Here is a 25556-nt window from a genome sequence, read left to right as displayed (position 1 = left end):
ATATACTTTTCAAGGCTGGGTGATTGATATACAGTTATCAGCGTAGGGTACAGAGGTAAGATGTTCTATCTTTCAGACCTTTTGTTTCACGTTATTGGATTTGGCTGATTCAGCAGCCCCAGTCAGGATACTGACTGGGGCTTTTTTTATTGGTTGATATGCCGCGACGCGAGCAGCCCTGCCACTGCCTTTTTAACTATTTTCAGCTGTGTTGATCCTGTATTCCAAAAAATTAGAGCAATTACTTTAATTTTGTTGGGAAACCTGGTTATAATACGCACAGCTTCTTGTTCTTTATGTGTTTACAGGGTCTGATTCAGATCACGCACGCACAAAGATTCGCCGACCCTCGATGAGGGTCGGCTTTTTTTTAGCTTTCGTCTTTTAGCGCCAGATCCGTGAGGGAAGACGTTGTGCGTCCCTTACGCCGATAAAAGGCGATTACTCGCTAGGCAGTGGTTGCTCTTCGGCAAGCAATGGCGGCGTGGTGTGATACCAGGCATCCAGTTTTTGACGTAATTTATCCACGCCAATGCCCTTGAGTGACGAATACAATTCGACCTCGACATCGCCGCAAAATGCCAGCGACGCTTCTCGAATCTTCATTAATTGCTGTTTACGTGCACCGGTTTTAAGCTTGTCCGCTTTGGTCAGTAACACTAAAACGGGCAATTTTGACTCAACGGCCCAATAAATCAGCTGCTGATCCAAGTCTTTCATCGGGTGGCGAATGTCCATCAACACCACTAATCCGCCAAGTTGATCACGTTTTTGTAAATATTCTCCCAGCGATCGCTGCCATTTCTCTTTCATTTCTAGAGGGACTTGGGCATAACCATAGCCAGGGAGGTCGACAATATGGCAACCCTCGTCCACCTTAAATAGGTTAATCAATTGTGTCCGACCGGGGGTTTTACTGGTTTTCGCTAGGCTCTTTTGGTCACATAGACGGTTAAGGGAGCTAGATTTACCGGCGTTTGAGCGGCCAGCAAAAGCGATTTCGATTCCTGTATTATCAGGAAGATGGCGGATGTCTGGTGCGCTAGTAACAAACTGGGTGTTACGGTAATTAAGTGATTGCTCCACTGTTAACTCCGTCTCGTCTTGGTGTAGTAGACTGATTACTTTTGTGTGAATTTGTGTAAAATAACCGTGCTCGGTTTTTGATCGGTAATTGTACCATGACGGTAACTAAGTAGTGGTACTGGAAGCTTGATAATTATAAACGGAATGTCATGAAGAAATTAGCGCTAATATTGACTCTCCTGGCCAGCACTTCAGTCTGGGCCCAAGGAGATGCTGAAGCGGGCAAAGCCAAATCCAATACCTGTGCCGCCTGTCACGGTGCTGACGGTAACAGTGTTTTGCCTGATTACCCAAACTTGGCGGGTCAGCACGCCAACTACATTGAAAAGCAGTTGAAGGAATTTAAGCTTGGCGCGCAAAGCGGCGGTGAGCAAGGGCGATACAACGCGGTGATGGCTGGCATGGTGGCTCCTTTATCGGAGCAGGACATGGCTGACCTGGCTGCTTATTACGCAACGCTCACGCCCAAGCCTGGCACAACCCCCGAAGGCGCGGTTGAAATTGGCCGTCAACTCTATATGGCGGGCGATGCAGAGCGAGGCATTGCGGCGTGTGTCGCTTGTCACGGTCCACGCGGTAATGGCACTCCCTCTTCTGGTTTCCCGAAAATTTCTGGCCAGCCCGCAAACTACTTGGCGAGTCAGTTGAAGATGTTCCGTGCAGAGGAACGTCATAATGATATGAATAACATGATGCGATCGGTGGCTGCCAAGCTCACTGACGAGGAAATTGATGCGCTGTCGAGCTATCTCGGTGGTCTGCATTAATTGCCGAGCGTGACAGCAAAAGCGGTTGTGAATAACGCAGCCGCTTTTTGTTTCCTTCCTCTTCCTCTTCTTATCACTGCTTTGCGATTTGCTTGCATGGTGTTAGCGCTGATAACGACAAGTGCGTTATCGGGTGTAAGATATTTGCTATTTTACGGCGAGAAAATCGCGATATCGATTGAAAGATAAAATAAAAAACACTATATATTCAATCACTTATCACGAACATTTCTTTTTTAAACAGGATTTTTTTGTTTGGCATGCTAGGCAAATTAAGTGATTAGGATACGCTATCATCATCAACAGGACGTTGACGCCAAGAATAGGCCAACCGGATAAGGAAAGCTTTTCACACCAGGAAGGTGTTGCCACAGGATGTGAACTCGCCAAGGTCGGTATGTAAGGATAGTCTCGCACAGGATGTGATGTGGATGTTATGACGACAAGGACGCCGGATGCGACCGTTAGGCAGGTAAGCCAACCACACTAACAGGATGTTAAAACCAAGGCGTAAAACGCTATTGAGCAGGGATGAAAGACGTACCAGGACGGACGACACCCGCTTATATCGCCAAGGCGATACCGCGACAGGCATTATGCCTGTCGCTTTTTTATTGACCCACTTTCTGCTACATTCGCGCCAGCTTTTGGCATAGACGAATAACATGCAGCACTGCCCTTTATGTGAGCATACCCAGACTCACCCTTACCATACCGATAAGCGCCGCGCCTATTTTCAATGTACGCGTTGTGATTTGGTGTTTGTTGATCGCCAGGCACTGCTGGCACCGCACGATGAGAAAGCCATTTATGACTTGCACCAAAATCATCCTGATGATGCGGGTTATCAGCGCTTCTTATCGCGGTTGGCCACCCCGTTACTTGCGCGGTTAGCTGAATCGCCACGCAACGGCCTAGATTTTGGTTGTGGTCCGGGGCCGGTGCTTGCAAACATGCTGCGTGACGCGGGACATTCAATCGCCTGCTATGATCCCTTCTATGCCCCTGATACACAGGTGTTGGCGCGTGGTTACGATTTCATCACCTGCACCGAAGCGATTGAGCACTTTTATCACCCCGCCGAGCAGTGGACACAATGGCTATCCATACTAAAGCCGGGTGGGTATCTGGGGATCATGACCAAGCTGGTCCAGGATCCAGCGGCATTTTCACGCTGGCACTATAAGAATGACCTGACTCATGTCAGCTTTTTTAGCCGCCAAACGTTTCAATATCTAGCTGCTCAAGCTGGCTTCGAACTGACCTTTTTGGGCAACGATGTAATATTAATGAGGAAACCATTGTTATGACGCGTAAAAAGAAAACGCGCCGCACAGGATCGGAAGGCCCGGCGCAATACGTAGATAAAAACCAGACCGAGCAAGATCGAATTGCTCGCATGCTGAAAAAGCAGAAAAAACGGAAAGGAAAAAAAGCAGGATCGCGTCATTCTGAAGAAAGTGATGTGCAAACGCATCGTCGCGGCGGCAAGAAAGACCCACGGATTGGCAGTAAAAAACCGATTCCATTGGGGCCTGAAGCTGCGAAACCGAAACAATCCACGTTGACCCCTGCGCAAGAGCTGGAAAAGCTCGAGCAAGACCCGCAACTGAATGTCTTACTCGATCGCATCGAAAACGGTGAAAAGCTCGGGGCAGGGCTGCAAAACTATGTCGATGAAAAACTCGATCGCATTGAAGTGCTGATGGATAAGCTAGGGTTGCTGAGCGACGAGGATACATCGGAGGATGATGACAGCGATCTGCTTGCCAAATTTGAGCAACAGAACGATTAAAGAGGAGTAGCAGGTGCAGGACGGGATCTGGATACTAGCAGGACTAGGCGCGCTGATTATTTTAGCGTTATCGGTATACGCAGGGACTTTGTTGGCAAGACTCAAGCGGCAGACGGCGCTGCAAGCCGAGATGGAAGAGGCGGCGATAAAAAAGCGGAATGATAAAATCATTGAAAGCGTTGATGTGATTGCGTTCGCAGCCTTGAAAGATCAATGTGATTTGTCCGAGGCAGCGATTCGTCTTTATATGATTATGGATCACCTCCAAGGGGAAAAGCGGATTGAATTTGATAGCCGCTACCCTGCGTTATTTGAACTTTATGAGGCGGTCAAAGACACCCCACGAGGTGATGCCAGGAAAACCCTTAAAAAGAACGAACGGATGCGGTTGGACTTTGATCGTGCCAAGCATGAAGCGCGACTCGAGCAGGCGATAAAAGCCGAGTTGGCCGAGATTTTGGCCTTTACGGGTGGCCGGCATATCCCTGATCATATTTTGACCCACTAAGTGTACCTGCTTGGAATGCGGTTGCTCGCAGCGGCATTCCTTTATTATTTTGGCACAATACCCTTATAATTATTAGGCGAAAATCGATCTCGCCGACACTTTCACTATACCAATGCGGGTAGTGCTAAACACCTAACTTAAGGCTGTGGCACACTACACTTTGTTCTCCTTTCCTAAGCGCCTTTGCGGAATGTAAGCCATGTCATCACCACAAATCATTTGGGATCAAGCCTTGATCAATAAGTATAATTATTCAGGGCCCCGCTATACCTCGTACCCCACCGCGCTTGAATTCCATGAGGCATTTACGCCTGCGGAATTTGATATGGCATGTAGCCAGTACCCTGAGCGGCCGTTGTCGTTGTATGTGCATATCCCATTTTGTCACAAGCTCTGCTATTACTGTGGCTGCAACAAAGTGGTGACCCGGCATCAACATAAGGCGGATGAGTATCTGGATGCCTTGGAACATGAAATTCGCCAGCGTGCATTCTTACTGGGCGCCCGTCGGGTTACTCAATTGCACTGGGGAGGCGGTACACCCACCTTTCTCACTAAAGCACAGATCTCGCGTCTAATGGGGTTACTGCGCCAAGAGTTCCAGTTTGAAGACGATGCGGAAATCAGTATCGAGGTGGACCCACGTGAAATCCCGCTGGATATGCTCGATCATCTGCGCAGTGAAGGGTTTAATCGCATCAGTATTGGCGTGCAGGACTTTGATAAAAAAGTGCAACAGCTGGTCAATCGAGAGCAAGATGAAGACTTTATTCACGCATTGGTTGCACGTGCCCGAGAGCTTGGCTTTCGCTCCACCAATCTTGATTTGATTTATGGTTTACCCAGCCAAACCCCCGAGGGATTTGCCAACACGCTAGAGCAAGTGCTCACTATGCGCCCTGGGCGGCTATCGGTGTTTAACTATGCCCATTTACCTAATTTATTCGCCGCCCAGCGGAAAATAGACGAGAATGCCTTACCGTCACCCGACGCCAAGCTCACCATGCTGCAAGAAACCATTAACACGCTAACGGCGGCGGGGTATCAATTTATTGGTATGGACCACTTTGCGTTGCCCGATGATGAGCTGGCGGTTGCGCAACGTGAGGGACGCTTGCATCGTAATTTTCAAGGCTACACCACCCAGGGTGACTGTGACTTATTAGGATTGGGTGTGTCGGCGATTTCGATGATTGGTGATTGTTACGCGCAAAATCAAAAAGAGATGAAGCGGTATTACCACCAAGTGGATGCGGAGCGACATGCCTTATTTAAAGGCGTCATGTTGGAGCGCGATGATCGTATTCGCCGCGATGTGATTAAAGCCTTGATGTGTAACTTTACCCTTGAGAAGGCGGTGATCGCCGCACGTTATCAGATTGATTTTGACCGTTACTTTGCTGACGATCTCAAGTTGCTACAGTGTTTTATTGACGACGATTTGGTCCGTGTCACCGACCAGACCATCAGCGTGACCAAAACCGGCCGGATGCTGATCCGTAATATTTGTATGAGCTTTGATATTTATTTACGGGATAGGGCGCGACAACAACAGTTCTCACGGGTGATTTAAACAAAAAAAACCGCCAAATGGCGGTTTTTTTATAACACCCACAGCCCATTAACGGGCCGCAGCTTTGGCTATTAGCGCCGCTTTCTCATGGTCAGACAAGAAGGCAATGGTTAGGCCATTTTCTTGTAGTGTGTTGATTTGCGTAGCGGTTAAGCCCGCGGCTGGGGCCGCGACTTCATATTCATAGGGCAGCTCGATGCCTTCCACGGCTGGATCGTCGGTATTTAACGATGCCAGAATACCGTGGTCGAGGAATTGGCGCACCGGATGCTGTGCGAGATCAGCAATGGTACTGGTCTGAATATTCGAGGTTAGGCAGGATTCAATCCCGATACGGTGCTTGGCTAAATAGTCCATTAAAGCGGGGTCTTCAATCGCTTTCACGCCATGGCCAATACGGGTCGCGCCTAGCTCGTTAATCGCCTGCCACATACTCTCAGCGCCCGCAGCCTCACCAGCGTGAACCGTCACTTGCAAATCACTGGCTCGAACTTTGGCAAAATGTTCGGTAAATTGGTCTCCGGGCTGCCCCAGTTCGTCACCGGCTAAATCGATGGCAACCAATTGCGATTTCTGTGTCAGTAGTGCATCCAACTCGGCCATACAGGCTTGGGAGCCGAAAGTACGGCTCATGATGCCAATCAGGTTGGTTTTCACGCCAAAGTCACGGCTACCGGCCTGCACGCCATCGACGACGGCTTCCACCACGCCTTCGAGGGGCAGTTGATGTTTCATCGCCATGTAGTAGGGCGAAAACCGTAATTCGGCATAGTCGATGTGTGCATTTAGGGCATCCTCGACGTTTTCATACGCCACGCGCCGTACCGCGTCGAGATCTCCGAGTACTGCCACACCCCAATCAAGTTTTGAGAGAAACGCGACCAAATCAGGCGCGGTATCAACCACCTGTACATGGGGGCGCAGGCTTTCAATGTCATGTGCCGGCAGCGGCATCGAAAACTGCTGACCGAGCTCTAAAATCGTATTGATGCGGATGTTGCCATCGAGGTGACGGTGTAGGTCCGTTAAAGGAAAATCGTGTCTCATCATCGTTGGTTCCCAGCCGGTGAGTTGGCGCTCAGTATAGCGACTGTGGCGCCATGCGTCAGCTGTCGAAGCGCGTAGGACGTGAGCCTTATCGCGTTGGCAATTTATCCGTTACCCGTTCTGTTGGTTGTTCGGCCAAGGGAAGGGGCCTGGCGAACAAGAACCCTTGCGCATAATGGCAACCAATTTCACGTAACCTAGCCGCCTCTTCTTTGGTTTCAATGCCTTCAGCGACCAAGTGGACATCCATGCCACGGGTCATGGCAACCACGGCTTCAATGATCCTTTGGTTGGTGCTGTTTTCGGTCATCGAATGGACGAAGCTACGGTCGATTTTTAGGCTGTCGAAAGCCATCTGATGTAAATAGGCCAATGAAGAATAGCCCGTACCAAAGTCGTCAATCGCAATTTTAATCCCAAGGGCGCGGATTTTAGTGAGCCCAGAGGTCGCGAGATGCTCATGGCTCATCAACTGTGACTCAGTGATCTCTAAGGTTAAATTCTCGGGCGGAAGTTGTGTGCGTGTGAGCACTTGCTCCAACTTGTCGATAAAGTCAGCCGATAATAACTGTCGTGCTGATAAGTTGACATGTAATTGGAAATGGGCAGGCCATCGTCCGGCTTCAATTTGTGCGACCGTATCAAAAGCGGCTTGTTCAAGCACTTGCATGCCGATTTGGTTGATTAAACCGCTTTGTTCGGCGACCGGAATGAACTCTGCTGGGGACACCATGCCACGGCTGGGGCTTTCCCAGCGCACTAAGGCTTCTGCGCCACAGAAATAGCCATCGCTTAAGCGCACGAAAGGTTGATAGAACACGACGAATTCATGATGCTGAACGGCATGATGAAGCTCAAGCAGGAGCCGAGACTGTTCTTGCACCCGAGCTTGCATACTGGCTTCAAAATAGACATACATCGCCGCATCACTGCGCTTGGCTTCACTGAGAGCCAACCCTGCGTGTTGGAGGCTTTCATGAATGGCATCCCCGTAGGTATAACCGAACACCACCCCGGCACAAGCATCCACCAGGACATCGTCGTTACCGATAGTGACTGGGCGGTTAAACAGACTCAGTAGTTGACTCACTAGCGCTTCTGACTGGGTTCGGTTAGTGGTGTGGGGCGCCAGGACTGCAAATTCATCACCGCGAACGCGTGCGATTAGCATGCTGGAGCCATCGGCTAAATCTGTTAATCGTTGTGCGATGGCACATAGCAGCACATCACCGCCGTCTTGACCTAGGCTATCGTTAATATCTCGAAAGCCATTGACCCCTAAAATCGCCAAGGTATTCGGTGACCGATAACGCAGCCCGGCGGCTTGTTCGATCAAGCCTTCGCGCGTATACAACTGGGTTAAGTTATCTTGGCGGACTTGCTGACGTAAGCGGTTGAATGACTCTTGCATTTTGCCGGACATGTTATTAAACGCGTCTTTTAATATCGCAATCTCCCGCAGGTTGGCAGGGGTGTTAATTCGATAGGTGAGATTGCCTGAGGCGAGCTTTGCCGCCGCCTCTGCGGTGTCACGCAAGGGCCGAGTGAGTTGGCGAATAATTAAATAAACAATCACCAAGCCAATTACCGATATTGCGATCACTAAATAAATACTGATTTCTTGTTGGCTTAACAAGCTTTCGAGAAGCAGCTGATCAGGCAGGGCGGCCACCACATACCATTGATGCTGAAAAGGCGGCGGTAAGGCGATTTTTTTGACGGTGCCATAGAAGTGACCCTGTTTTTCATGGATGTCGAAATGAAACGATTTGCCGAGCTTTTCAGGTTCAGGAGGCCAATCAGCCGATATCTCATTGATGGTGGCGTTGAGTACTGAGTTATTGGTGATATTAGGGAAGTGTAAAATGTTGCTAGGACTGCTGCTGCCGCTATGGGCGATCATCCTGCCTTCGTCATCGACAATAAAAAGCGCGCCGCCGAGTTTTTGCTGGCGCTCACTGAGAAAGCGATTAAAGGCGTTCAGCTTGATATCGCTGGCGACCACCCCCCAGACCTCGCCACTAACCTGCACGGGCGCAATGGCAGAGAGTGATACTTCGCCGATTTCATCAGCATCGAGGTATATATCGGTCCAGCGTGGTTGTTCGCGGTTAAAGGCTGGAATATACCAGGGGCGAACACGAGGATCATAGTGGCTGTCTTGGTAAACAATATTGGCGTTTAACGTTCGACCGTCGAAGATGCGTAATGCGCCTTGTGTGGCATCACTTCGCTCCATCAAAATCGACTGGCCTGCTTGATTTTTGCGATAGCCAAAATAATCGCCGTTCGCATCAACGCCAATGCTGAGCACTTGCATGTATGGCATGGCTTGATAAAGCGACGTGTGACTACTGAGTAAATAGTCTCGCAAGCCTTTATTGTTGATGGGGGCGGCTTGGAGGCGAGCGGCGAGACGCTCAGCGACAAATACGTTGGCGTTAAACGGGTGCTGAAGATACTGGCGTAAGTCTAATTCAATCCCTTGAGAGTAATCGTCCAGCAGTAACTTACCGACAAACTGAGAGCTGGTGCGGTAGTGGTTGTTAATGGTCAGAATGATCACAATCAAGGTGAACGTGAGCACGAGAAACACGGGGAGCATTACAGCGGCTCGAATCGACAATGGGCGCATGTTTCTCATCAGAACAACAACATCACTTTTCTCATCAACTAAACACCATTGAAGTTAACACGATCAACGGTTTTTACTTCAATCTCTTTACTTAAATTTAGCAGAGGTTCAAATTGTGTTAGTTTTAATATTGCGTTAGTGCTCAATATTAAGCTCTTTCAGCTTGCGTGTCAGTGTATTACGCCCCCATCCTAAAATTTTTGCGGCTTCTTGCTTATGCCCATGAGTATGTTGCAACGCTGATTGTAGGAGTATTCGCTCCACGTTAGGCAATGCTTGTTGCAAAATGCCATGCTGCCCCTGAGTGATTGCGTCCTGAGCCCATTGAGTGAGTGCATCCTGCCAGTCTTGCACTTCACTGTCGGTCACAGACAACGGCTGATTGACCAATTCGCGCGGTAAATCACCGGGGAGTACTTCTTTACTGCTGGCCATCACCGTGAGCCAGCGGCAGGTGTTTTCCAGCTGACGCACATTGCCAGGCCACGGAAGCTGACTCATCATGGCTTCGGTGTCCGGGTGAAGTTGTTTGGCCTCGACATCTAACTCTTTAGCCGCGCGGGCCAGAAAGTGCTGGCACAGTTGCGGGATGTCCTGTCGCCTGTCCTTGAGTGATGGAAGGTGGACGCGAATCACATTTAAGCGATGGAATAAGTCCTCTCGGAATGTACCATTGGTGACAAGGCGCTCTAAATCTTGGTGGGTCGCGGCAATAATACGGACATCCACATCGACGGCTGCGTGGCCACCCACGCGATAGAATTGACCATCGGCGAGCACGCGTAGCAACCGCGTTTGCACATCCAACGGCATGTCACCAATTTCATCTAAAAATAAGGTGCCGCCATTGGCTTGCTCAAACCGTCCTTGGCGAACGGCATTGGCTCCGGTAAATGCGCCTTTCTCATGTCCAAACAGCTCTGACTCGATCAAATCTTTTGGGATTGCTGCCATGTTCAGGGCAATAAAGGCTTGCTCTGAGCGCGGACTATGGCGATGAAGCGCTTGGGCGACTAACTCCTTTCCGGTGCCGGACTCACCGTTGATTAACACCGAAATGGATGAGCGCGATAACCGACCGATGGCGCGAAACACTTCTTGCATCGCCGGGGCTTCGCCAATGATTTCTGGCGTTTGTGCTTGTGGTTGCGTCGCCGTTTGCTGCTTTTGCTGTTCTTTAACGTGGGCTAACGCGCGCTCAACCAAGGCTAAGGCTTCGTCAATATCGAAAGGTTTTGGCAGGTACTCAAACGCGCCTTCTTTATATGCATTAACCGCGGCATCTAAATCAGAGTGGGCGGTCATGATAATGACGGGTAAGTCTGGATGTTGTGCTTGCACCACATTGAGCAGAGCAAGCCCATCGCTGCCTGGCATGCGAATGTCTGACACTAAAACGTCGGGGGTGCGCTCGTGCAACGCACTCATTACACTTTCAGCATCGCAAAATGTATCGCACGTAAGGCCCGCGGCACTCAGTGTTCGCTCCATCACCCAACGAATCGAGCTGTCATCATCCACGACCCAAATGGTCCCTTTACTCATGCGGTCTATCCTTTTCAATAATGGGTAATTGGATAGCGAAGCAGGTATGGCCCGGCCAGCTATTCACTTCAATTTTGCCCTGGTGTTGATCGATTAAGTGGTGGGTAATGGCCAGTCCGAGTCCGTTACCATCCGCTTTGCTGGTGACCATCGGATAGAACAAGGTATCTTGTAAGTGAGAGGCGATACCTGGGCCATTGTCGATGATTTCTATCTGGGCCACGACACGATGGCGTTGACCATGAATCACGGTTTGAAAACCGGTGCGGGTGCGCAGTGTGAGGCGTGCATCCTCTTGCCCACTTACCGCGTCAGCGGCATTGGTCACTACGTTGAGGATCGCCTGCTCAAGCTGCTCTGGATCCATATCAAAATCAGGCAAACTGGGGTCATAGTCGCGCACAATATGCACCCCGCCATGATGATCAAGGCTGACCAGTTGACGGACTTTCTCCAAGACCACGTGAATATTTTGCCGTTGGCGTAATCCCGGGCGCTGCGGTCCAAGCAAGCGGTCGACTAAATTTCTTAAGCGGTCCGCTTGCTCGATAATGATTTGGGTATACTCCGCGAGGCTGGCATCGGGTAGCATTTTTTCCAGTAGCTGTGCCGCCCCGCGCAATCCGCCTAGCGGGTTTTTTATTTCATGAGCCAAGCCACGCACCAGCTCTTTTGCTGCTTGTTGTTGCGCTTTTTGGGTCAGCTCCTTGCTGATCCTTTGTTGCTGGCTCACGACGTTGACTTCAAGTAACAGACGGCCTTCATCCTCGGCGTCAAATAAGGGACTTGCACTGAGTTGTACTTTTTGTGGTTGTCCATCAACCACCCAAGTGACATCACTATCCGTTAAACTTTGCCCTGCCTGAGTGGTGCTGGCTATGTGCGCCCAGTCAACACTGGCATGCTGAATTTGCTGTGTGAGGGGTTGCTGGCGCAAGCGCCTAGCACTTTGATGCATTAGCTGTTCTGCTGCTGCATTAACGTATTCAATACGCCATTGACTGTCTACCACAATGATGGCGGTAAGCAGATGATCAAACAGTTGAGCTGGCGTCATCCGTGTCGCGTCCTTGTTTGCACTAGTTTGGTGCATTGAGTGTAATCGAGATCCTTGCATGATGCAGCCGGTACCACTGAGTTTGTGATGGTTTAGGTGCCGTGGTCGGTTAATCTTGGCGTCGATGGCGTTGATTAACGTGCGCGCGGTGTAAATACACGTGATGTATCGATGAGGATGCAATTACCTTGCCGCTTTCGAGGTATTGGACTTGAATCTGATGGGTGCCACGATCAATGGGCGCCAGCCGCCAATCCAGCTGTCGCTGTGATGCGTTCAAGCTAATGGTTGGGGGAGACGCAACGGGCTGGCCGTCTAAGACGAGCCGTGTTTGCTCGGCGGGGATGGAGAGCGGTGACACCGTGGCTGTCACGGATAGCTCGCCGGGATTACTGCGTAATGTTGCGCCATCATTGGGCGATACAAGGGTGAGTGTCACCGATTTGGGTGGTGTCAGGGCTGGCGCAGGCTGCTCAGTCGAAGACGAAGAGGCATCGTAGAGAGAGGGCGAAGACGTTAGGGATGCATACGGCCTAACGTGGTGCGGGCGCGCCGGAGGTTGGTCGCTAAAATGCACCTGGCCGTTGTCATCGGTCCACTGATAGAGCATGCCGGCATGGCTGCTAAAAGCCAATGTCAGCAACATAGCGCCTAGTAAAAGAGCTCCTCGCGAAAGAGCTCCTAGCCAACGAGCACCTAACCCACGCATTACAGCCCCCTAGGTTTGCGTGATCCCCTGCGGAGCATTGTAAGTGGGTACATACAGTCGCCAAGCATAAAAAAGCCCACCTGCGAGGTGGGCTGCATTTTCAATGTTCAGCGTGACGAGTCGTTACACCGAATAGTAAAGCTCAAACTCAACTGGGTGCGTTGTCATTTGAATACGCTCAACATCTTCGCTTTTCAGTTTGATGTATGAGTCGATAAAGTCGTCTGAGAACACGCCACCTGCGGTCAAGAATTCGCGGTCAGCATCCAGCGCCTGTAGAGCTTCTTTAAGGGACTCCGCTACCGTCGGAATTTCTGCCGCTTCTTCAGCCGGGAGATCATACAAGTCTTTGTCCATGGCATCGCCTGGATGAATCTTGTTTTTGATACCGTCAAGGCCGGCCATCAGCATCGAAGCAAAGCACAAATAAGGGTTCGCGGTTGGATCGGCAAAACGGAGCTCAATACGGCGCGCTTTCGGGCTAGGCACCACTGGGATACGAATTGACGCAGAGCGGTTACGCGCAGAATAAGCCAGCATGACCGGTGCTTCAAACCCAGGAACCAGGCGCTTATACGAGTTGGTTGACGCGTTGGCAAAGGCGTTAATGGCTCGAGCGTGCTTAATCACACCACCAATGTAATAAAGTGCTGTTTCAGACAGGCCACCGTATTTATCACCTGCAAAGAGGTTTTGACCATCTTTGGCCAGTGATTGGTGAACGTGCATGCCTGAGCCATTATCGCCCACCAGTGGTTTCGGCATAAAGGTCGCCGTCTTACCAAAGGCGTGTGCGACGTTGTGCACCACATATTTATAGATCTGAATTTCGTCCGCTTTAGTGGTCAAGGTGTTAAAGCGGGTCGCAATTTCGTTTTGGCCAGCCGTTGCCACTTCATGGTGGTGCGCTTCAACCACTAAGCCCATCTCTTCCATGACCAATGACATGGCCGAGCGGATATCTTGTGACGAATCGACCGGTGCAACAGGGAAATAGCCACCTTTAACGCCTGGACGGTGGCCTTTGTTACCGCCTTCCAGTGCGGTGCCTGAGTTCCAGCTCGCTTCGACGTCATCGATTTTGTAAAAAGAGCCGGCCATATCGGTGGCGAATTTCACGTCATCAAAGAGGAAAAACTCGGGTTCAGGCCCAATTAGAACGGTATCTGCGATCCCCGTTGAGCGCATGAAATCTTCAGCGCGTTTAGCAATGGAACGTGGGTCACGATCATACCCTTGCATGGTAGACGGCTCTAGAATATCACAGCGAATATTCAAGGTGCTTTCTTCGGTAAAGGGGTCAAGCACGGCCGAACTTGCATCTGGCATCATGACCATGTCTGATTCGTTGATCCCTTTCCAGCCCGCCACGGATGAACCGTCAAACATTTTGCCTTCTTCAAAGAAGTCATCGTCCACTTGATGAGAGGGGATGGAAACATGCTGCTCTTTACCTTTGGTATCGGTAAAGCGCAGGTCGATGAATTTCACCTCGTTTTCTTGGATAAGTGCGAGCACATTTTCTACTGACATGTGAAATAACCTCCGGTGTCAAATTAGGTAAATAGCGAGTTGGCTCCTTGCTGCATGACAAAGCGAAAACTGTGCCAACAATTTAAAACCACGCCATAGCAGGCTCGGCGGGTAAAAATGCCGCTCAGTGCTCGTCAAACGAGAGCGGGTTGCACCATTATTGTGCGCACATGCTCAATCATAGTGCAAGGGGGCGAAGGTGGTGCAGATGTTTGTGCACGACATGGGTGCAACCCCATCCCCCTCTTCTTTTTAGCAGACAATCGGTATTGAGAGTGTGGGCCGTCTTTAAAAATTCATGTTTGCTCGAAGACCGGTGAATCCTTGTATTTGCTTAACAAATGACCAACTAGACAGCAGTCAAGCCACTTTGATGGTGAGCTGATTCACAGAATAAGGTGGGTTTTGCGACAAAATCTGGTACATTACGGCCGTTTTTTTAATCAGATGGTGGCCCCGTCGTGCTAGTATACGCTGTCTCAGCGTGTCAGGTTCGGCACGCGCCGCGTCTAACGAGTGAAAAAGAGAGTCCATGACCAAAATACAAACAGATAAATTAAGAAATATCGCCATTATTGCCCACGTTGACCACGGTAAAACCACGCTAGTGGATAAGCTGCTTCAGCAATCCGGTACGCTAGCTTCCCGCGGTGAGGTGGAAGAGCGTGTCATGGACTCAAATGATATTGAGAAAGAGCGTGGCATCACCATTTTGGCGAAAAACACCGCCATTAACTGGAATGATTATCGAATTAACATCGTTGATACCCCAGGGCACGCCGATTTCGGTGGTGAAGTCGAGCGTATCATGTCGATGGTTGATTCGGTCTTATTGGTGGTTGATGCCGTTGATGGTCCGATGCCACAAACCCGCTTTGTGACCCAAAAAGCCTTCGCTCACGGCCTGAAGCCGATTTTGGTTATCAACAAAATTGACCGTCCGGGTGCACGCCCTGACTGGGTGATGGATCAAGTTTTCGATCTGTTTGACACCTTGGGTGCCACGGACGAACAGTTAGACTTCCAAGTGGTTTACGCATCAGCGCTAAATGGTTGGGCGAGCCTAGATGAAGCGACCGAAGGCGACGATATGGAGCCGTTGTTCAACGCGATCGTGGACAACGTCGATGCGCCTGACGTCGACATTACTACGCCATTGCAAATGCAGGTGTCTCAGCTTGATTATAACGCCTATGTCGGTGTTATCGGCGTGGGTCGAATTACGCGTGGCTCGGTGAAACCGAACCAGCAAGTGACCATCATCAGTGCCGATGGCAGCAAGCGCAATGGTAAGGTAGGTAGCGTCTTGGGTTACCTCGGCCTTGACCGTACTGATGTCGATGAAGCCTCAGCGGGCGACATTATTGCTATTACGGGTCTGGGCGAGCTAAAGATTTCAGACACTATCTGTGATCCAAGCAACGTTGAAGCGCTCCCCGCACTGACCGTTGATGAGCCAACTGTGACCATGACGTTCCAAGTCAACACCTCGCCGTTCGCCGGCCTAGAAGGTAAGTACGTGACGTCACGTAATATCCTTGAGCGTTTGCAAAAAGAGCTGGTCCACAACGTGGCGCTGCGTGTTGAAGAGACCGAGAACCCGGATAAATTCCGTGTATCAGGTCGTGGCGAATTGCACTTGTCGATCCTTATCGAGAATATGCGTCGCGAAGGCTTTGAGCTTGCCGTATCTCGCCCTGAAGTGATCATCAAAGAAGAAAACGGTGAGAAATTTGAACCGTTTGAAACCGTGACCATTGACGTGCTCGAAGAGCATCAAGGTGGCGTTATGGAAAGCATCGGTCTGCGTAAAGGCGAGCTGAGCAACATGCTCCCAGACGGTAAAGGCCGTGTACGCATGGACTTTGTGATGCCATCACGGGGTTTAATTGGTTTCCAAACCGAGTTCTTAACCCTGACCTCTGGTTCGGGCCTGATTTATCATACCTTTGACCATTACGGTAAATTCAAAGGGGGTGATATTGGCCAACGTATCAACGGTGTATTGATCTCAAACGCCGCAGGTAAGGCACTGACTTATGCCTTGTTTAACCTACAAGGCCGTGGTCGCTTGTTTGCTGAACACGGTGATGAAGTGTACGAAGGTCAAGTTATCGGTATTCATAACCGCGCCAATGACTTGACGGTTAACTGTCTGAAAGGTAAGCAATTGACTAACGTGCGTGCCTCGGGTACCGATGAGGCGCAGGTATTGAGCCCAGCGATCAAGTATACCTTGGAGCAAGCGCTTGAGTTTATTGATGACGATGAGCTGGTTGAAGTTACGCCAGAAAGCATCCGTATTCGTAAAAAGCTGTTGACTGAGACAGACCGCAAGCGCGCTGGTCGTAAAGGTTAATCGCGTTATATCATCATGTGACTGAGTCACCAGATTCTGTCCCAAGATTAAAGGCACCGTTAGGTGCCTTTTTTTGATCGCAGCGAGCGAGAAGTAAATCATGTACACTCATTACGCGTAAAACGGGCACAAGATAAAGGTGGAAGGATGCGCATAATTGGGACGCTAAATCAGAAAACGTGGCATGACAGCCGTAATTGGTTGAAAGCGATGCTCACGCATTTGTGGCAGCGTATGGGCGAAGACAGGCTCACGGTGAGTGCCGGTTATATGGCGTATGTCACGCTGCTTTCTTTGGTCCCCTTAGTCACTGTCGTGTTGTCTGCTTTTTCGAGTTTCCCGGGATTTTCTCAAGTGGGTGATACCTTACAAACATTTGTGATCAATAATTTTGTTCCCGCCGCCGGTGAGGTGGTGGCACGCTATCTCAACCAATTTGTTGCTAACGCCGGTAAGATGACCGCTGTTGGGGTTAGTTTTTTGTTTGTGGTCGCGATTATGCTGATCTCGGCGATCGACAAAAGTTTGAACCACACGTTTAAAATTCAGACCAAACGGCCGATGATGATTGCGTTCTCAATCTATTGGATGGTGCTCACGTTAGGGCCTATTTTGATTGGTACTAGCATCGCGCTGAGCTCTTACTTAACGTCTTTGTCGTTATTACAGACAGGGCTGGCGAATGATTTGTTTACCACCTTACTCCGAATCCTGCCTTTTCTTTTAACCACGCTCACCTTTATGGGATTATATACCCTGGTACCCAATACTCGCGTGCGCCTTCGCCATGCCTTGGTCGGTGCGGCTGTGGCGAGTGTGCTATTTGAGCTAAGTAAAAAAGTATTCGCGCTATATGTTGCCCACTTTCCCTCGTATCAATTAATTTACGGCGCTCTGGCCGTGGTGCCCATTCTGTTTGTGTGGGTGTATTTTAGCTGGTGTATTGTATTATTCGGCGCACAAGTTACCGCGACTTTAAGAGAGTCGGAGACTTGGTGGCCAAGTGGCACCTCGCCAGCGGTTAACAATCAGTCAGCCGGTTTGGCTGAGCCATCCCATCCTTTAATCAATCAAGCGGAGGCGCCTTATGATTGCCCTAATTCAACGCGTGAGTGAAGCCAATGTCACTGTCGACGGTGAGATCCTCGGTGCGATAGGGAAAGGGCTGGTGGTGCTTCTGGGCGTCGAAAAGGGCGATACCGATGCGGATGCCGCGAAACTGGCGCATAAAGTCAGAGGTTATCGTGTGTTTGAAGACGATAATGGCAAAATGAATCTCAATGTGTCTCAGTACGGCGGTGAATTGTTGGTGATATCGCAGTTTACCCTGGCTGCCGACACAAAAAAGGGCATGCGTCCGAGCTTCTCGGGGGCATCGCCTGATGAAGCAGAACGTTTGTACACGGTATTTTGTCAGGATTGCCAGCGTGCAGGGTTAAAAACGCAAACGGGTCAATTCGCCGCTGACATGAAAGTCAGCCTCGTTAATGATGGTCCTGTGACTTTCTGGCTTCAGGTATAACCACGCGCCTCACAAGGAGAGACAGGCATGTTTAGAATCGTTACCCCGCGCACAGAGCAAGAGCTAGCGCGTTATTATGATTTTCGTTATCGGATGTTAAGAGAACCATGGCATGCGCCGCGTGGTTCAGAGCGCGATGCGTATGATGTTAATGCGTGCCATCGTATGATCGTAGACAGTGATGACGCGCCGGTCGCGATTGGACGCTTGTACTTAACCCCAGACAATGACGGCCAAATCCGATATATGGCGGTGTCACCAGATTATCGTAATCGTGGTTTAGGGGCCTTAGTGCTCATGGCGTTAGAGTCGTTGGCGCGGGAAGAGGGCGCTAAGCGTCTGGTGTGCAGTGCGCGTGAAGAGGCGGTGAGCTTTTATGCGCAACACGATTTCCTCCGTCAGGGCGATCTGAGTGACGAGCGAGGACCGATACGTCATCAGCAGATGGTTAAACCCTTGGATCCGTTATCGGATGTGGTTCGCCGTCCCGAGTGGTGCACCGAGCTTCAGCAGCGTTGGCAAGCACACATTCCGATTAGCGACAAAATGGGGGTCAAAATTAGCCAGTTCACTGGCTACAGCTTTGAAGTGAGCGCCAATTTAAACGCCAATTTAAACCCTCGCCAAACCATGTTTGCGGGCAGTATTTTCAGCCTTGCGACGTTAACCGGTTGGGGTATGGTATGGCTATTGATGAAAGAGCGCCAACTCAGCGCGGATATTGTCCTAGCGGATAGCCATATTCGCTACCGTCGTCCGGTTGCAGAACGGCCCCGGGCGAGTGTGTCACTCGATAACCTCAGTGGCGAGCTCGATCGATTAGAAAACGGACGCCGTGCCCGTGTGACGTTAGAAGTCGATTTTTTCAGTGGTGATGAAAAAGCCGGTGTGTTTACCGGCACCTATGTCCTGCTCCCCTCGGATGATGGCGCTACCGCACAACCTGCTCCACAATTGACCTTGTTACGCTAACGAATGCGTGGGGCGTCCGTGCGATAAATCGGCCACTGGATGGATAAGCGTGTCTCGCCTTGCAGTGCGCCGGTCAGTTGGCCGCGATCAGCATCAATGGATAAAGTCTCAAACGGGAAAGTCTGTTGTTTGTCCTTCTTGGGGCTTGGCTGTTGCAGCCAAGCGCTTATTTGTGTGGCCCAATTTGTGTCTGAGTCTGCATGGGTTTTTGCATCTAAGAAGGTGATATCCATCTCGCCATTGAGCCCCACATTGAAGCTTTCTCGATCCGCTGCCAGCCCTGACCACTTTGCCTCAATATCATGAAACCCTGTCAGGGGGAGGGGCCAATCAAACCAGTCTTGATAAACAGAGAGCGGAATTTGTAACCCATCCACAAGCAGTGACCATGGTTGACTAGGGGCGCTTAAGTCCCAGGTTCCTGATACAGCCAGTTGGCCATCAGGGAAGCCCAGTAATAGCTGCTGGAGAGTTAATTTCCCTTGATCGGCATCGAGGCGCAAATAGGGCTCAGCCAGCCAATGCTGATTGATGCTGGCGTGGCTTGCGCTGGCGGTTAAACTGCCATCGGTTAAGCGCCATTGTTTGAACGGGGATAGCTGCAATGCGCGTCCATTAACATCAATGCCACTGATTTTGATAGGAAACTGCGGCGATAAGGCCAGCCATTGATTATGTTTCAGTGATACGTCGTCAATGAACAGTGTCTCTGGCCACTCCGGGAGTGCCGCCATCAGCGGAGAAAGCACTGCGTGACTGAGTGTCAGGTTATTGGCTTGTAGCTTATCAATCTGCCAATGACGCTTAGAAAAGTGCCCGGATAGCCCGACAAATCCTTCTTGCCATTGACTGGTCAACTGATGGATCACCCAGCTTTCGCCGTGACGTTCAATATCCCCAAGCGGTTGATCCCAAGTCTGCGTGTGCCAGCGGATATAGTCAGCGTTGAATGATGCACGCAGCTTAGGCTGTTGCCACCAAGGCGTCTTTGGCGCAATGGTGATGTGCTCGGCCGATAAGGTGAGGCCATTCACCGAAAACTGTTCGGTTTCGGCACTGAGTTGGCGAATATCAGTACGGTCGATGGTTAACGTGGTTGTGTGGGGCCATTGCAATAAGGCGTTGGACACGCGTTGATACGTGTCTTCCCCGTCGATAATGACATCGCTCAGGGTTAACTGGGTTAAGGCGAGCGCACCTGGCTGCCAATGGCCTTGGGCGCTGATCGCGGCACCTTGCCACTCAAAAGACACGCCGCGGAATTGCCAACCGTTAGGCGCTGGTGTGGCATCGACTAAAAGTCGGGAGGCTTGTAGCCCATGCCAGTCGACTTGTTTGGCCTCCCATTGCGCGCGGCCGCGAACTGATCCTAAGGGGGCTTGTCCTTTGTGCCAATCATCGAGCTGAGCGCTGACTTGCTGCGCTTGCCAGCCTTGTCCTTGCAGGGAAAGATCATTAAAAAGGACACGACCAATGGTAAGCGTCGCCGGTAGCATATCGAGAGACGTTATGGCCCGATCGGTCAGGTCAAGGCTTAGACCGTCAATCCTTACCCATTGCAGGTGAGACCATCGTTCGACAGAGAACTGTACACGCGCCGTATTGGCCTGCCAGTGTTGATGGCCATATTGGTAATTCGGTTGCGTCAGAGTGAGGTGAAGCGGGCGTTGCCAGTGATAGTCCACCTGTTCTGCCGTTAAGGTGCCTGGCAGTATAGGGGTGATAAGGGCAGTGAAAACCTGGGTGGCGTGTCGCGTATGGAGCAACACAAAAATCACTGACAGTGAGATTATGATTAGGATAAAAAAGCTGGCAAAGAGTTTGGCCAGGATGCGCATGAATGAATCCTATCAGGCAACGAGTAGCAGTAAGATTGGCGCAAAAGTTGCCAAACTTCAACCAGTCAACCAGTCAACCAGTCACTCTGAGGAATAGCGCCCCATATCGCATCAGCAATATGGGGCTAGGGGTTAGTCTAACTGTGGACCTGCAGCGACCAAGGCTGCGCCTTCTTCGGTATCTGTGTATTTATCGAAGTTATCGATAAAGCGTGTGGCCAGGTCTTTCGCTTTGCTTTCCCATTGCAGCGGGTCAACATAGGTATCACGCGGGTCAAGAATGCCGTCGCTCACTTCGTCTAGCGAGACAGGAACTTCCAAATTAAAGATTGGAATTACCTTGGTGTCGGCTTTTTCGATCGAGCCGTCTAAAATCGCGTCGATGATCGCGCGGGTATCTTTGATGGATATCCGCTTGCCTGAGCCATTCCAGCCTGTATTGACCAGATAGGCTTCAGTCCCTGCCGCCTCCATGCGCTTGACCAATACTTCCGCATACTTGGTGGGGTGCAAGGTCAAAAATGCCGCGCCAAAGGCCGCTGAGAAAGCAGGCGTGGGTTCAGTAATGCCGCGCTCGGTACCTGCTAACTTCGCGGTAAAACCAGATAAGAAATGGTACTTGGTTTGTTCAGGCGTCAATTTAGACACCGGTGGAAGTATGCCGAATGCATCCGCAGACAAGAAAATCACCTTGTTGGCATGGCCGCCTTTTGAGACCGGCTTCACAATATTATCGATATGATAAATGGGGTATGACACGCGGGTGTTTTCTGTCTTCGAATTATCGTCAAAATCGATGCGGCCGTCGCCACGGACGGTGACGTTTTCTAATAACGCATCACGGCGGATGGCGTTATAGATATCTGGCTCAGCCTCTTTAGATAACTTGATGGTTTTGGCATAGCAGCCCCCTTCAAAGTTAAAGACGCCCTGATCGTCCCAACCATGTTCATCGTCACCGATAAGCTGGCGCTTAGGATCGGTGGAGAGTGTGGTTTTCCCGGTTCCAGATAGCCCGAAGAAGATGGCAACGTCGCCATCTTTGCCCATGTTGGCGGAGCAATGCATCGATGCGACATCTTGCAACGGCAAGAAGTAGTTCATCATCGCGAACATGCCTTTTTTCATTTCACCGCCATACCAAGTACCGCCAATAAGCTGCATCCGTTCGGTGAGGTTGAAAACGGTAAAGTTTTCTGAGTTTAGGCCGTGTTCACGCCATTGGTTGTTCACGCATTTGGCACCATTCATCACCACAAAGTCGGGCTCGAAATCTTTAAGCTCTTCCTCGGTTGGACGAATAAACATATTTTTGACGAAGTGCGCCTGCCAAGCCACTTCGGTGATCACGCGAATACGTAATCGTGTGTTGGGGTTGGCACCGCAATAGCCATCAACGACAAACAGGCGTTTATTAGAGAGTTGTTGTGTGACCAGTGCCTTGAGATCATTCCATACCGCTTGATCGATCGGTTTATTATCGTTTTTGCCTTGATCCGACCACCACAGGGTATCGCGCGTGGTGTCATCACGAACAATGTACTTATCTTTGGGAGAACGGCCGGTAAAAATACCCGTGTCTACCGACACCGCGCCGAGTTCGGTCACTACGCCTTTCTCGTAGCCTTCCAGCCCAGGTTTGGTTTCTTCTTCGAACAACTGCTCATATGAGGGGTTACGGATGACTTCTTTGACATTTTCCAGACCATAACGGGAAAGATCGATGTCAGCGACCTCAGATTCGACGTTCAGGACAGTCATAGGTGCTCCTTGAGGTAAGATGGTGTTAACTGTCTTTGTGCTAGCAACCTGAAATATAGATTCAGGAACTGACTCCATAGATGACGACAGACTGGGGTTATTGTGATTGTAGGGTACGGACCACCAGCTGCCATGTCATAGACATGGTAACGCTTAGTTAAACGTTTGCGCTACCCAAAGACCTATTATTGTTTGTACAAAAATAACGCGCAGAAAAATGTGAGTTAAGTCGGGAAGGAATAAGAAAAAAGCCAGCGTTGTGCTGGCTTTTGAGCTTGGTCAAGCTTATTTACTTCGAAGCGCTAAAAATGTAGCACGTGGTTATTGCATTTGAGAGGAGGAGCTGGCGTTTTGCTCAAAAATTGCCGCCACATCAACGCTATCGAACGCATAGTCAGTGCCACAGTAATCACAGTGCAAATGGATCGTACCCATTTCCGCGACCATTTTGTCGACTTCACTGCGCTCAATCGCGGCAATAGCACCGGCACTGCGTTCACGGGAGCAACTGCATTTAAACACCACATCTTGTGCCGGATACAGGGTGACTTTCTCTTGATGGTACAGACGGTATAAGACATCTTTGGCGCTGAGGCTGAAAAGTTCATCATTTTTAATCGTTTCAGTCAGCTGGGCAAGGTGATCAAAGTCGCCTTCGTCGCCTTTATCGTCAGGCAACACTTGCAACATCATACCGGCCGCATGCGGCTTGCCGTCAACCTCTCCCGTGCGTAACCAAAGACGGGTCATTAACTGCTCTGAGCGTGCGAAGTAATCTTCCAAGCAACCTTGTAAATGATCCGACTCTAAGCCAACAATGCCTTGATAGCGCTCGCCATCGACAGGCTCAATGGTAATGACCAGTTGGCCCTTGCCCATCATTTCTGGCAAGGTCGCATCCTCTTTGACGTCACCTTTCACCCGTGCGGTGCCGCGCAGTTGCTGATGGTGATCACCATTAATGACCGCCAGCGACACAGGACCATCTCCCTGCAATTGCACCGTGATCGAGCCATTAAATTTGAGTGTTGCGGTAAGCAGGCTGGTGGCGGCCAACATTTCACCCAGTAAAGCATTCACCGGGGCTGGAAAATTTTGATTCTCCAGGATGCGTTGATAGGTTTCGTCGAGCTTGACTAGCTCACCACGCACAGACACATCTTCGAATAGGTAACGGTGTAATTGATCGTTTGACATGCAATCTCTCTCCGGCAATGGCGCGACTTTCGGCCTTAGTCTATGCCTTGTTTAAACTTACGAATATCTCGGCGTTGCTTTTTATCCGGTCGTCCATCGGGACGTGGATTATGGGCATTTAAGCGACGCATTTCCGTCTCGTGCTCACGTTTCTTTAGGCTCGTGTCGGTTTCTTGATACAAGGTTTGCGCGATCGGCGCGCCTTGACGTTGCTCCGATAACGCTAAAACAGCGATGGTTCTTTCATCATGGCCTTGGCGCAAGCGTATTTCAGCCCCAACCTCGACCATTCTGCTTGGCTTGGCACGTTGACCATTGTAGTGCACCTTGCCCCCATCGATCATATTGCGAGCAATAGAGCGTGTTTTATAAAAGCGAGCGGCCCACAGCCATTTATCTAACCTGACCGCTGTCAAAGGTGCTGATTTGCTTTTTTTCATCCCTCAACTCCTGCGCAATCTGGATCGGCGACATTAGCATAAAATTTACTTTAGAGCAGTATCACAGCATCAGCGCTCATCCTCCCGTCATCGCTGCGACTTCGGTAAAATAAACACGCTATAAATGAAAAAGTCTCAAGATCACAATGTGTTTTTGCTAGTATGTCCAGCTTTTCGTAATCTAATCGTGGAATCTAATGGCGAAAAAGGCCATCAATAGGCATGTGGTGTCATTAATTGGTTTTAAAAGGATGATCCAGGCAGGAAGCCCTCAACGAACAATCTCGATGTCTGCACTGACACGCGGTCGGGTACTGCTGTGCCTAAACGGTGGGCTAGTACTTTTACTGGCTTGGCTTATTGGGCGGCTGGTGTGGCATGTCTACACGCCTCCCGCGGCACCTATCTTGCCGTCGAGTAGTCAGGTTGTGACGAGCCAAGTCGCCAGTAAGGGGGCCTTTTCATTGGCGCCCGCGATTAATGCCCAGCTATTTGGTCGATTCCAAGCTTCCGCGCAACAGCGCCAGCAGTCGGTTAGCCAAGTGCCTGAGACCCGTTTACAGCTTACTTTAGTCGGCGTGGTGGCTTCCAATCAGCCTGCTCGGGCATTAGCGGTGATTGCTAACGGTGGTCAACAAGCAACCTATGGTGTGGGTGAGCAAGTTAAAGGTACCCAGGTCAGTGTCGATCAAGTCTTGTCCGATCGCGTTATCCTTCGTCAAGGCACGCGTCGTGAAGCCTTGTTGATGCCGGGTGTGGAGGCCGACAGTACACCGCAAACCGTGTTCTCTTCTTCTGAGGGTAACTATACGCCCCCAAAGCCGACGCCAATCTCAAGGCAGACCAGCCCTGACTGGCCTGCCGACTTAGCGCGACAGCTTGCCAGCAATCCTCAGCGGTTATTTGATTATGTCCAGTTAGCGCAGGTCGGCGATGCCAAACAGTTAAAAGGTTTTCGTCTTACACCAGGAAAAAATCCGGTGTTATTTGAGCAATCGGGGTTACAGCCGGGTGATATCGCCGTCGCTATTAACGGTCTAACACTGAGCCGTTCGGTGGCGCTTCCCGATATTCTCAATCGCATTCAACAACAGGGCACGCTTGATTTAGTCGTCGAGCGACAAGGGCAGCAACATGACATTTCGATTCAACTATAAATTACCACAACCGCCCCGTGCGGCTTTAGGAGTGTGACGTGAACGTAAAGCAACG

General features: G+C 50.4%; 22 protein-coding genes. 11 read left to right on the top strand and 11 right to left on the bottom strand.

Going from position 1 to position 25556, the window contains the following annotated elements; genetic code table 11:
• The first annotated feature begins 60 nt into the window (after nucleotides 1-60).
• Nucleotides 61-108 carry a hypothetical protein gene (locus BZG80_RS16275; RefSeq protein ID WP_438616993.1) on the top strand — a complete coding sequence of 16 codons (48 nt, stop codon included), beginning with the start codon at nucleotides 61-63 and terminating at the stop codon, nucleotides 106-108.
• 333 nt (nucleotides 109-441) lie between these two features.
• Here the strand turns inward: BZG80_RS16275 and yihA are convergent, their stop codons facing one another.
• A complete protein-coding gene (gene yihA / locus BZG80_RS11105) occupies nucleotides 442-1086 on the bottom strand; it encodes a ribosome biogenesis GTP-binding protein YihA/YsxC (protein ID WP_021022591.1) in 645 nt (214 codons plus the stop codon).
• 149 nt (nucleotides 1087-1235) lie between these two features.
• Here yihA and BZG80_RS11100 point away from each other — a divergent pair, with 149 nt between their 5' ends.
• The 5 genes from BZG80_RS11100 (at nucleotide 1236) to hemN (ending at nucleotide 5729) form a co-directional block, all read left to right on the top strand.
• Nucleotides 1236-1853 (top strand): c-type cytochrome, encoded by a 618-nt coding sequence (locus tag BZG80_RS11100; protein WP_077461683.1) that lies wholly within the window; start codon nucleotides 1236-1238, stop codon nucleotides 1851-1853.
• 665 nt (nucleotides 1854-2518) lie between these two features.
• The gene (locus BZG80_RS11095; protein ID WP_077679357.1) at nucleotides 2519-3163 is read left to right on the top strand and encodes a class I SAM-dependent methyltransferase; all 645 of its coding nucleotides are present in this window, start codon (nucleotides 2519-2521) and stop codon (nucleotides 3161-3163) included.
• Nucleotides 3160-3648, top strand: a complete 489-nt coding sequence (yihI, locus tag BZG80_RS11090; protein WP_021022588.1) for a Der GTPase-activating protein YihI — start codon at nucleotides 3160-3162, stop codon at nucleotides 3646-3648. The genes BZG80_RS11095 and yihI overlap by 4 nt, the downstream gene beginning before the upstream one ends.
• Before the next feature lie 13 nt (nucleotides 3649-3661).
• Nucleotides 3662-4156, top strand: a complete 495-nt coding sequence (locus BZG80_RS11085; RefSeq protein ID WP_077679356.1) for a DUF2489 domain-containing protein — start codon at nucleotides 3662-3664, stop codon at nucleotides 4154-4156.
• Nucleotides 4157-4355: 199 nt separating this feature from the next.
• Nucleotides 4356-5729 carry an oxygen-independent coproporphyrinogen III oxidase gene (hemN, locus tag BZG80_RS11080; RefSeq protein WP_077577230.1) on the top strand — a complete coding sequence of 458 codons (1374 nt, stop codon included), beginning with the start codon at nucleotides 4356-4358 and terminating at the stop codon, nucleotides 5727-5729.
• 48 nt (nucleotides 5730-5777) lie between these two features.
• Here the strand turns inward: hemN and add are convergent, their stop codons facing one another.
• From add to glnA, 6 genes are all read right to left on the bottom strand, one after another.
• Nucleotides 5778-6779, bottom strand: coding sequence for an adenosine deaminase (gene add / locus BZG80_RS11075; protein ID WP_077679355.1), 1002 nt, complete (start codon nucleotides 6777-6779; stop codon nucleotides 5778-5780).
• An 85-nt stretch (nucleotides 6780-6864) separates the two neighbouring features.
• Nucleotides 6865-9411, bottom strand: a complete 2547-nt coding sequence (locus tag BZG80_RS11070; RefSeq protein ID WP_198532943.1) for a bifunctional diguanylate cyclase/phosphodiesterase — start codon at nucleotides 9409-9411, stop codon at nucleotides 6865-6867.
• A 135-nt stretch (nucleotides 9412-9546) separates the two neighbouring features.
• Nucleotides 9547-10956, bottom strand: a complete 1410-nt coding sequence (glnG, locus tag BZG80_RS11065) for a nitrogen regulation protein NR(I) (protein WP_077679353.1) — start codon at nucleotides 10954-10956, stop codon at nucleotides 9547-9549.
• On the bottom strand, nucleotides 10949-12013 hold the full coding sequence (gene glnL / locus BZG80_RS11060; protein ID WP_077679352.1) for a nitrogen regulation protein NR(II): 1065 nt from the start codon (nucleotides 12011-12013) through the stop codon (nucleotides 10949-10951). Before glnL ends, glnG begins: the two co-directional genes overlap by 8 nt.
• A gap of 109 nt (nucleotides 12014-12122) precedes the next feature.
• Nucleotides 12123-12659, bottom strand: a complete 537-nt coding sequence (locus BZG80_RS11055) for a DUF4124 domain-containing protein (RefSeq protein WP_158009993.1) — start codon at nucleotides 12657-12659, stop codon at nucleotides 12123-12125.
• A 186-nt stretch (nucleotides 12660-12845) separates the two neighbouring features.
• Complete coding sequence (gene glnA, locus BZG80_RS11050) at nucleotides 12846-14255, bottom strand: glutamate--ammonia ligase (RefSeq protein WP_077461674.1); 1410 nt, start codon at nucleotides 14253-14255, stop codon at nucleotides 12846-12848.
• Between the two features lie 532 nt (nucleotides 14256-14787).
• Here glnA and typA point away from each other — a divergent pair.
• The 4 genes from typA to BZG80_RS11030 all read left to right on the top strand — a co-directional run bounded on the left by typA (nucleotide 14788) and on the right by BZG80_RS11030 (nucleotide 19108).
• A complete protein-coding gene (gene typA, locus BZG80_RS11045) occupies nucleotides 14788-16614 on the top strand; it encodes a translational GTPase TypA (protein ID WP_077661384.1) in 1827 nt (608 codons plus the stop codon).
• 147 nt (nucleotides 16615-16761) lie between these two features.
• Entirely contained in the window at nucleotides 16762-17730 is a 969-nt protein-coding gene (locus tag BZG80_RS11040) for a virulence factor BrkB family protein (protein WP_077577227.1), read from the top strand.
• A complete protein-coding gene (dtd, locus tag BZG80_RS11035) occupies nucleotides 17702-18136 on the top strand; it encodes a D-aminoacyl-tRNA deacylase (RefSeq protein WP_077577226.1) in 435 nt (144 codons plus the stop codon). Before BZG80_RS11040 ends, dtd begins: the two co-directional genes overlap by 29 nt.
• Nucleotides 18137-18163: 27 nt before the next feature.
• Entirely contained in the window at nucleotides 18164-19108 is a 945-nt protein-coding gene (locus tag BZG80_RS11030) for a bifunctional GNAT family N-acetyltransferase/hotdog fold thioesterase (RefSeq protein WP_077647230.1), read from the top strand.
• On the opposite strand, the gene BZG80_RS11025 is transcribed toward BZG80_RS11030, so the two are convergent.
• From BZG80_RS11025 to hslR, 4 genes are all read right to left on the bottom strand, one after another.
• Nucleotides 19105-20946: an AsmA family protein gene (locus BZG80_RS11025; protein ID WP_077679350.1), complete on the bottom strand. Its 1842-nt coding sequence runs from the start codon at nucleotides 20944-20946 to the stop codon at nucleotides 19105-19107. The genes BZG80_RS11030 and BZG80_RS11025 overlap by 4 nt on opposite strands.
• Before the next feature lie 132 nt (nucleotides 20947-21078).
• Nucleotides 21079-22707 (bottom strand): phosphoenolpyruvate carboxykinase (ATP), encoded by a 1629-nt coding sequence (gene pckA / locus BZG80_RS11020; RefSeq protein WP_021022572.1) that lies wholly within the window; start codon nucleotides 22705-22707, stop codon nucleotides 21079-21081.
• 321 nt (nucleotides 22708-23028) lie between these two features.
• A complete protein-coding gene (gene hslO / locus BZG80_RS11015; protein WP_021022571.1) occupies nucleotides 23029-23904 on the bottom strand; it encodes an Hsp33 family molecular chaperone HslO in 876 nt (291 codons plus the stop codon).
• Between the two features lie 35 nt (nucleotides 23905-23939).
• Nucleotides 23940-24344 carry a ribosome-associated heat shock protein Hsp15 gene (gene hslR / locus BZG80_RS11010; protein ID WP_021022570.1) on the bottom strand — a complete coding sequence of 135 codons (405 nt, stop codon included), beginning with the start codon at nucleotides 24342-24344 and terminating at the stop codon, nucleotides 23940-23942.
• Between the two features lie 287 nt (nucleotides 24345-24631).
• Between hslR and gspC the strand changes: the two genes are divergently transcribed.
• Nucleotides 24632-25501 carry a type II secretion system protein GspC gene (gspC, locus tag BZG80_RS11005; protein WP_021022569.1) on the top strand — a complete coding sequence of 290 codons (870 nt, stop codon included), beginning with the start codon at nucleotides 24632-24634 and terminating at the stop codon, nucleotides 25499-25501.
• Nucleotides 25502-25556 lie beyond the last annotated feature (55 nt).

Source organism: Salinivibrio sp. MA440, from assembly GCF_001996265.1.
In the GTDB taxonomy this organism is placed as follows: domain Bacteria; phylum Pseudomonadota; class Gammaproteobacteria; order Enterobacterales; family Vibrionaceae; genus Salinivibrio; species Salinivibrio costicola.
The sequence above is the reverse complement of the archived record's forward strand: the minus strand, read 5'-3'. Positions and strand labels throughout refer to the sequence as shown.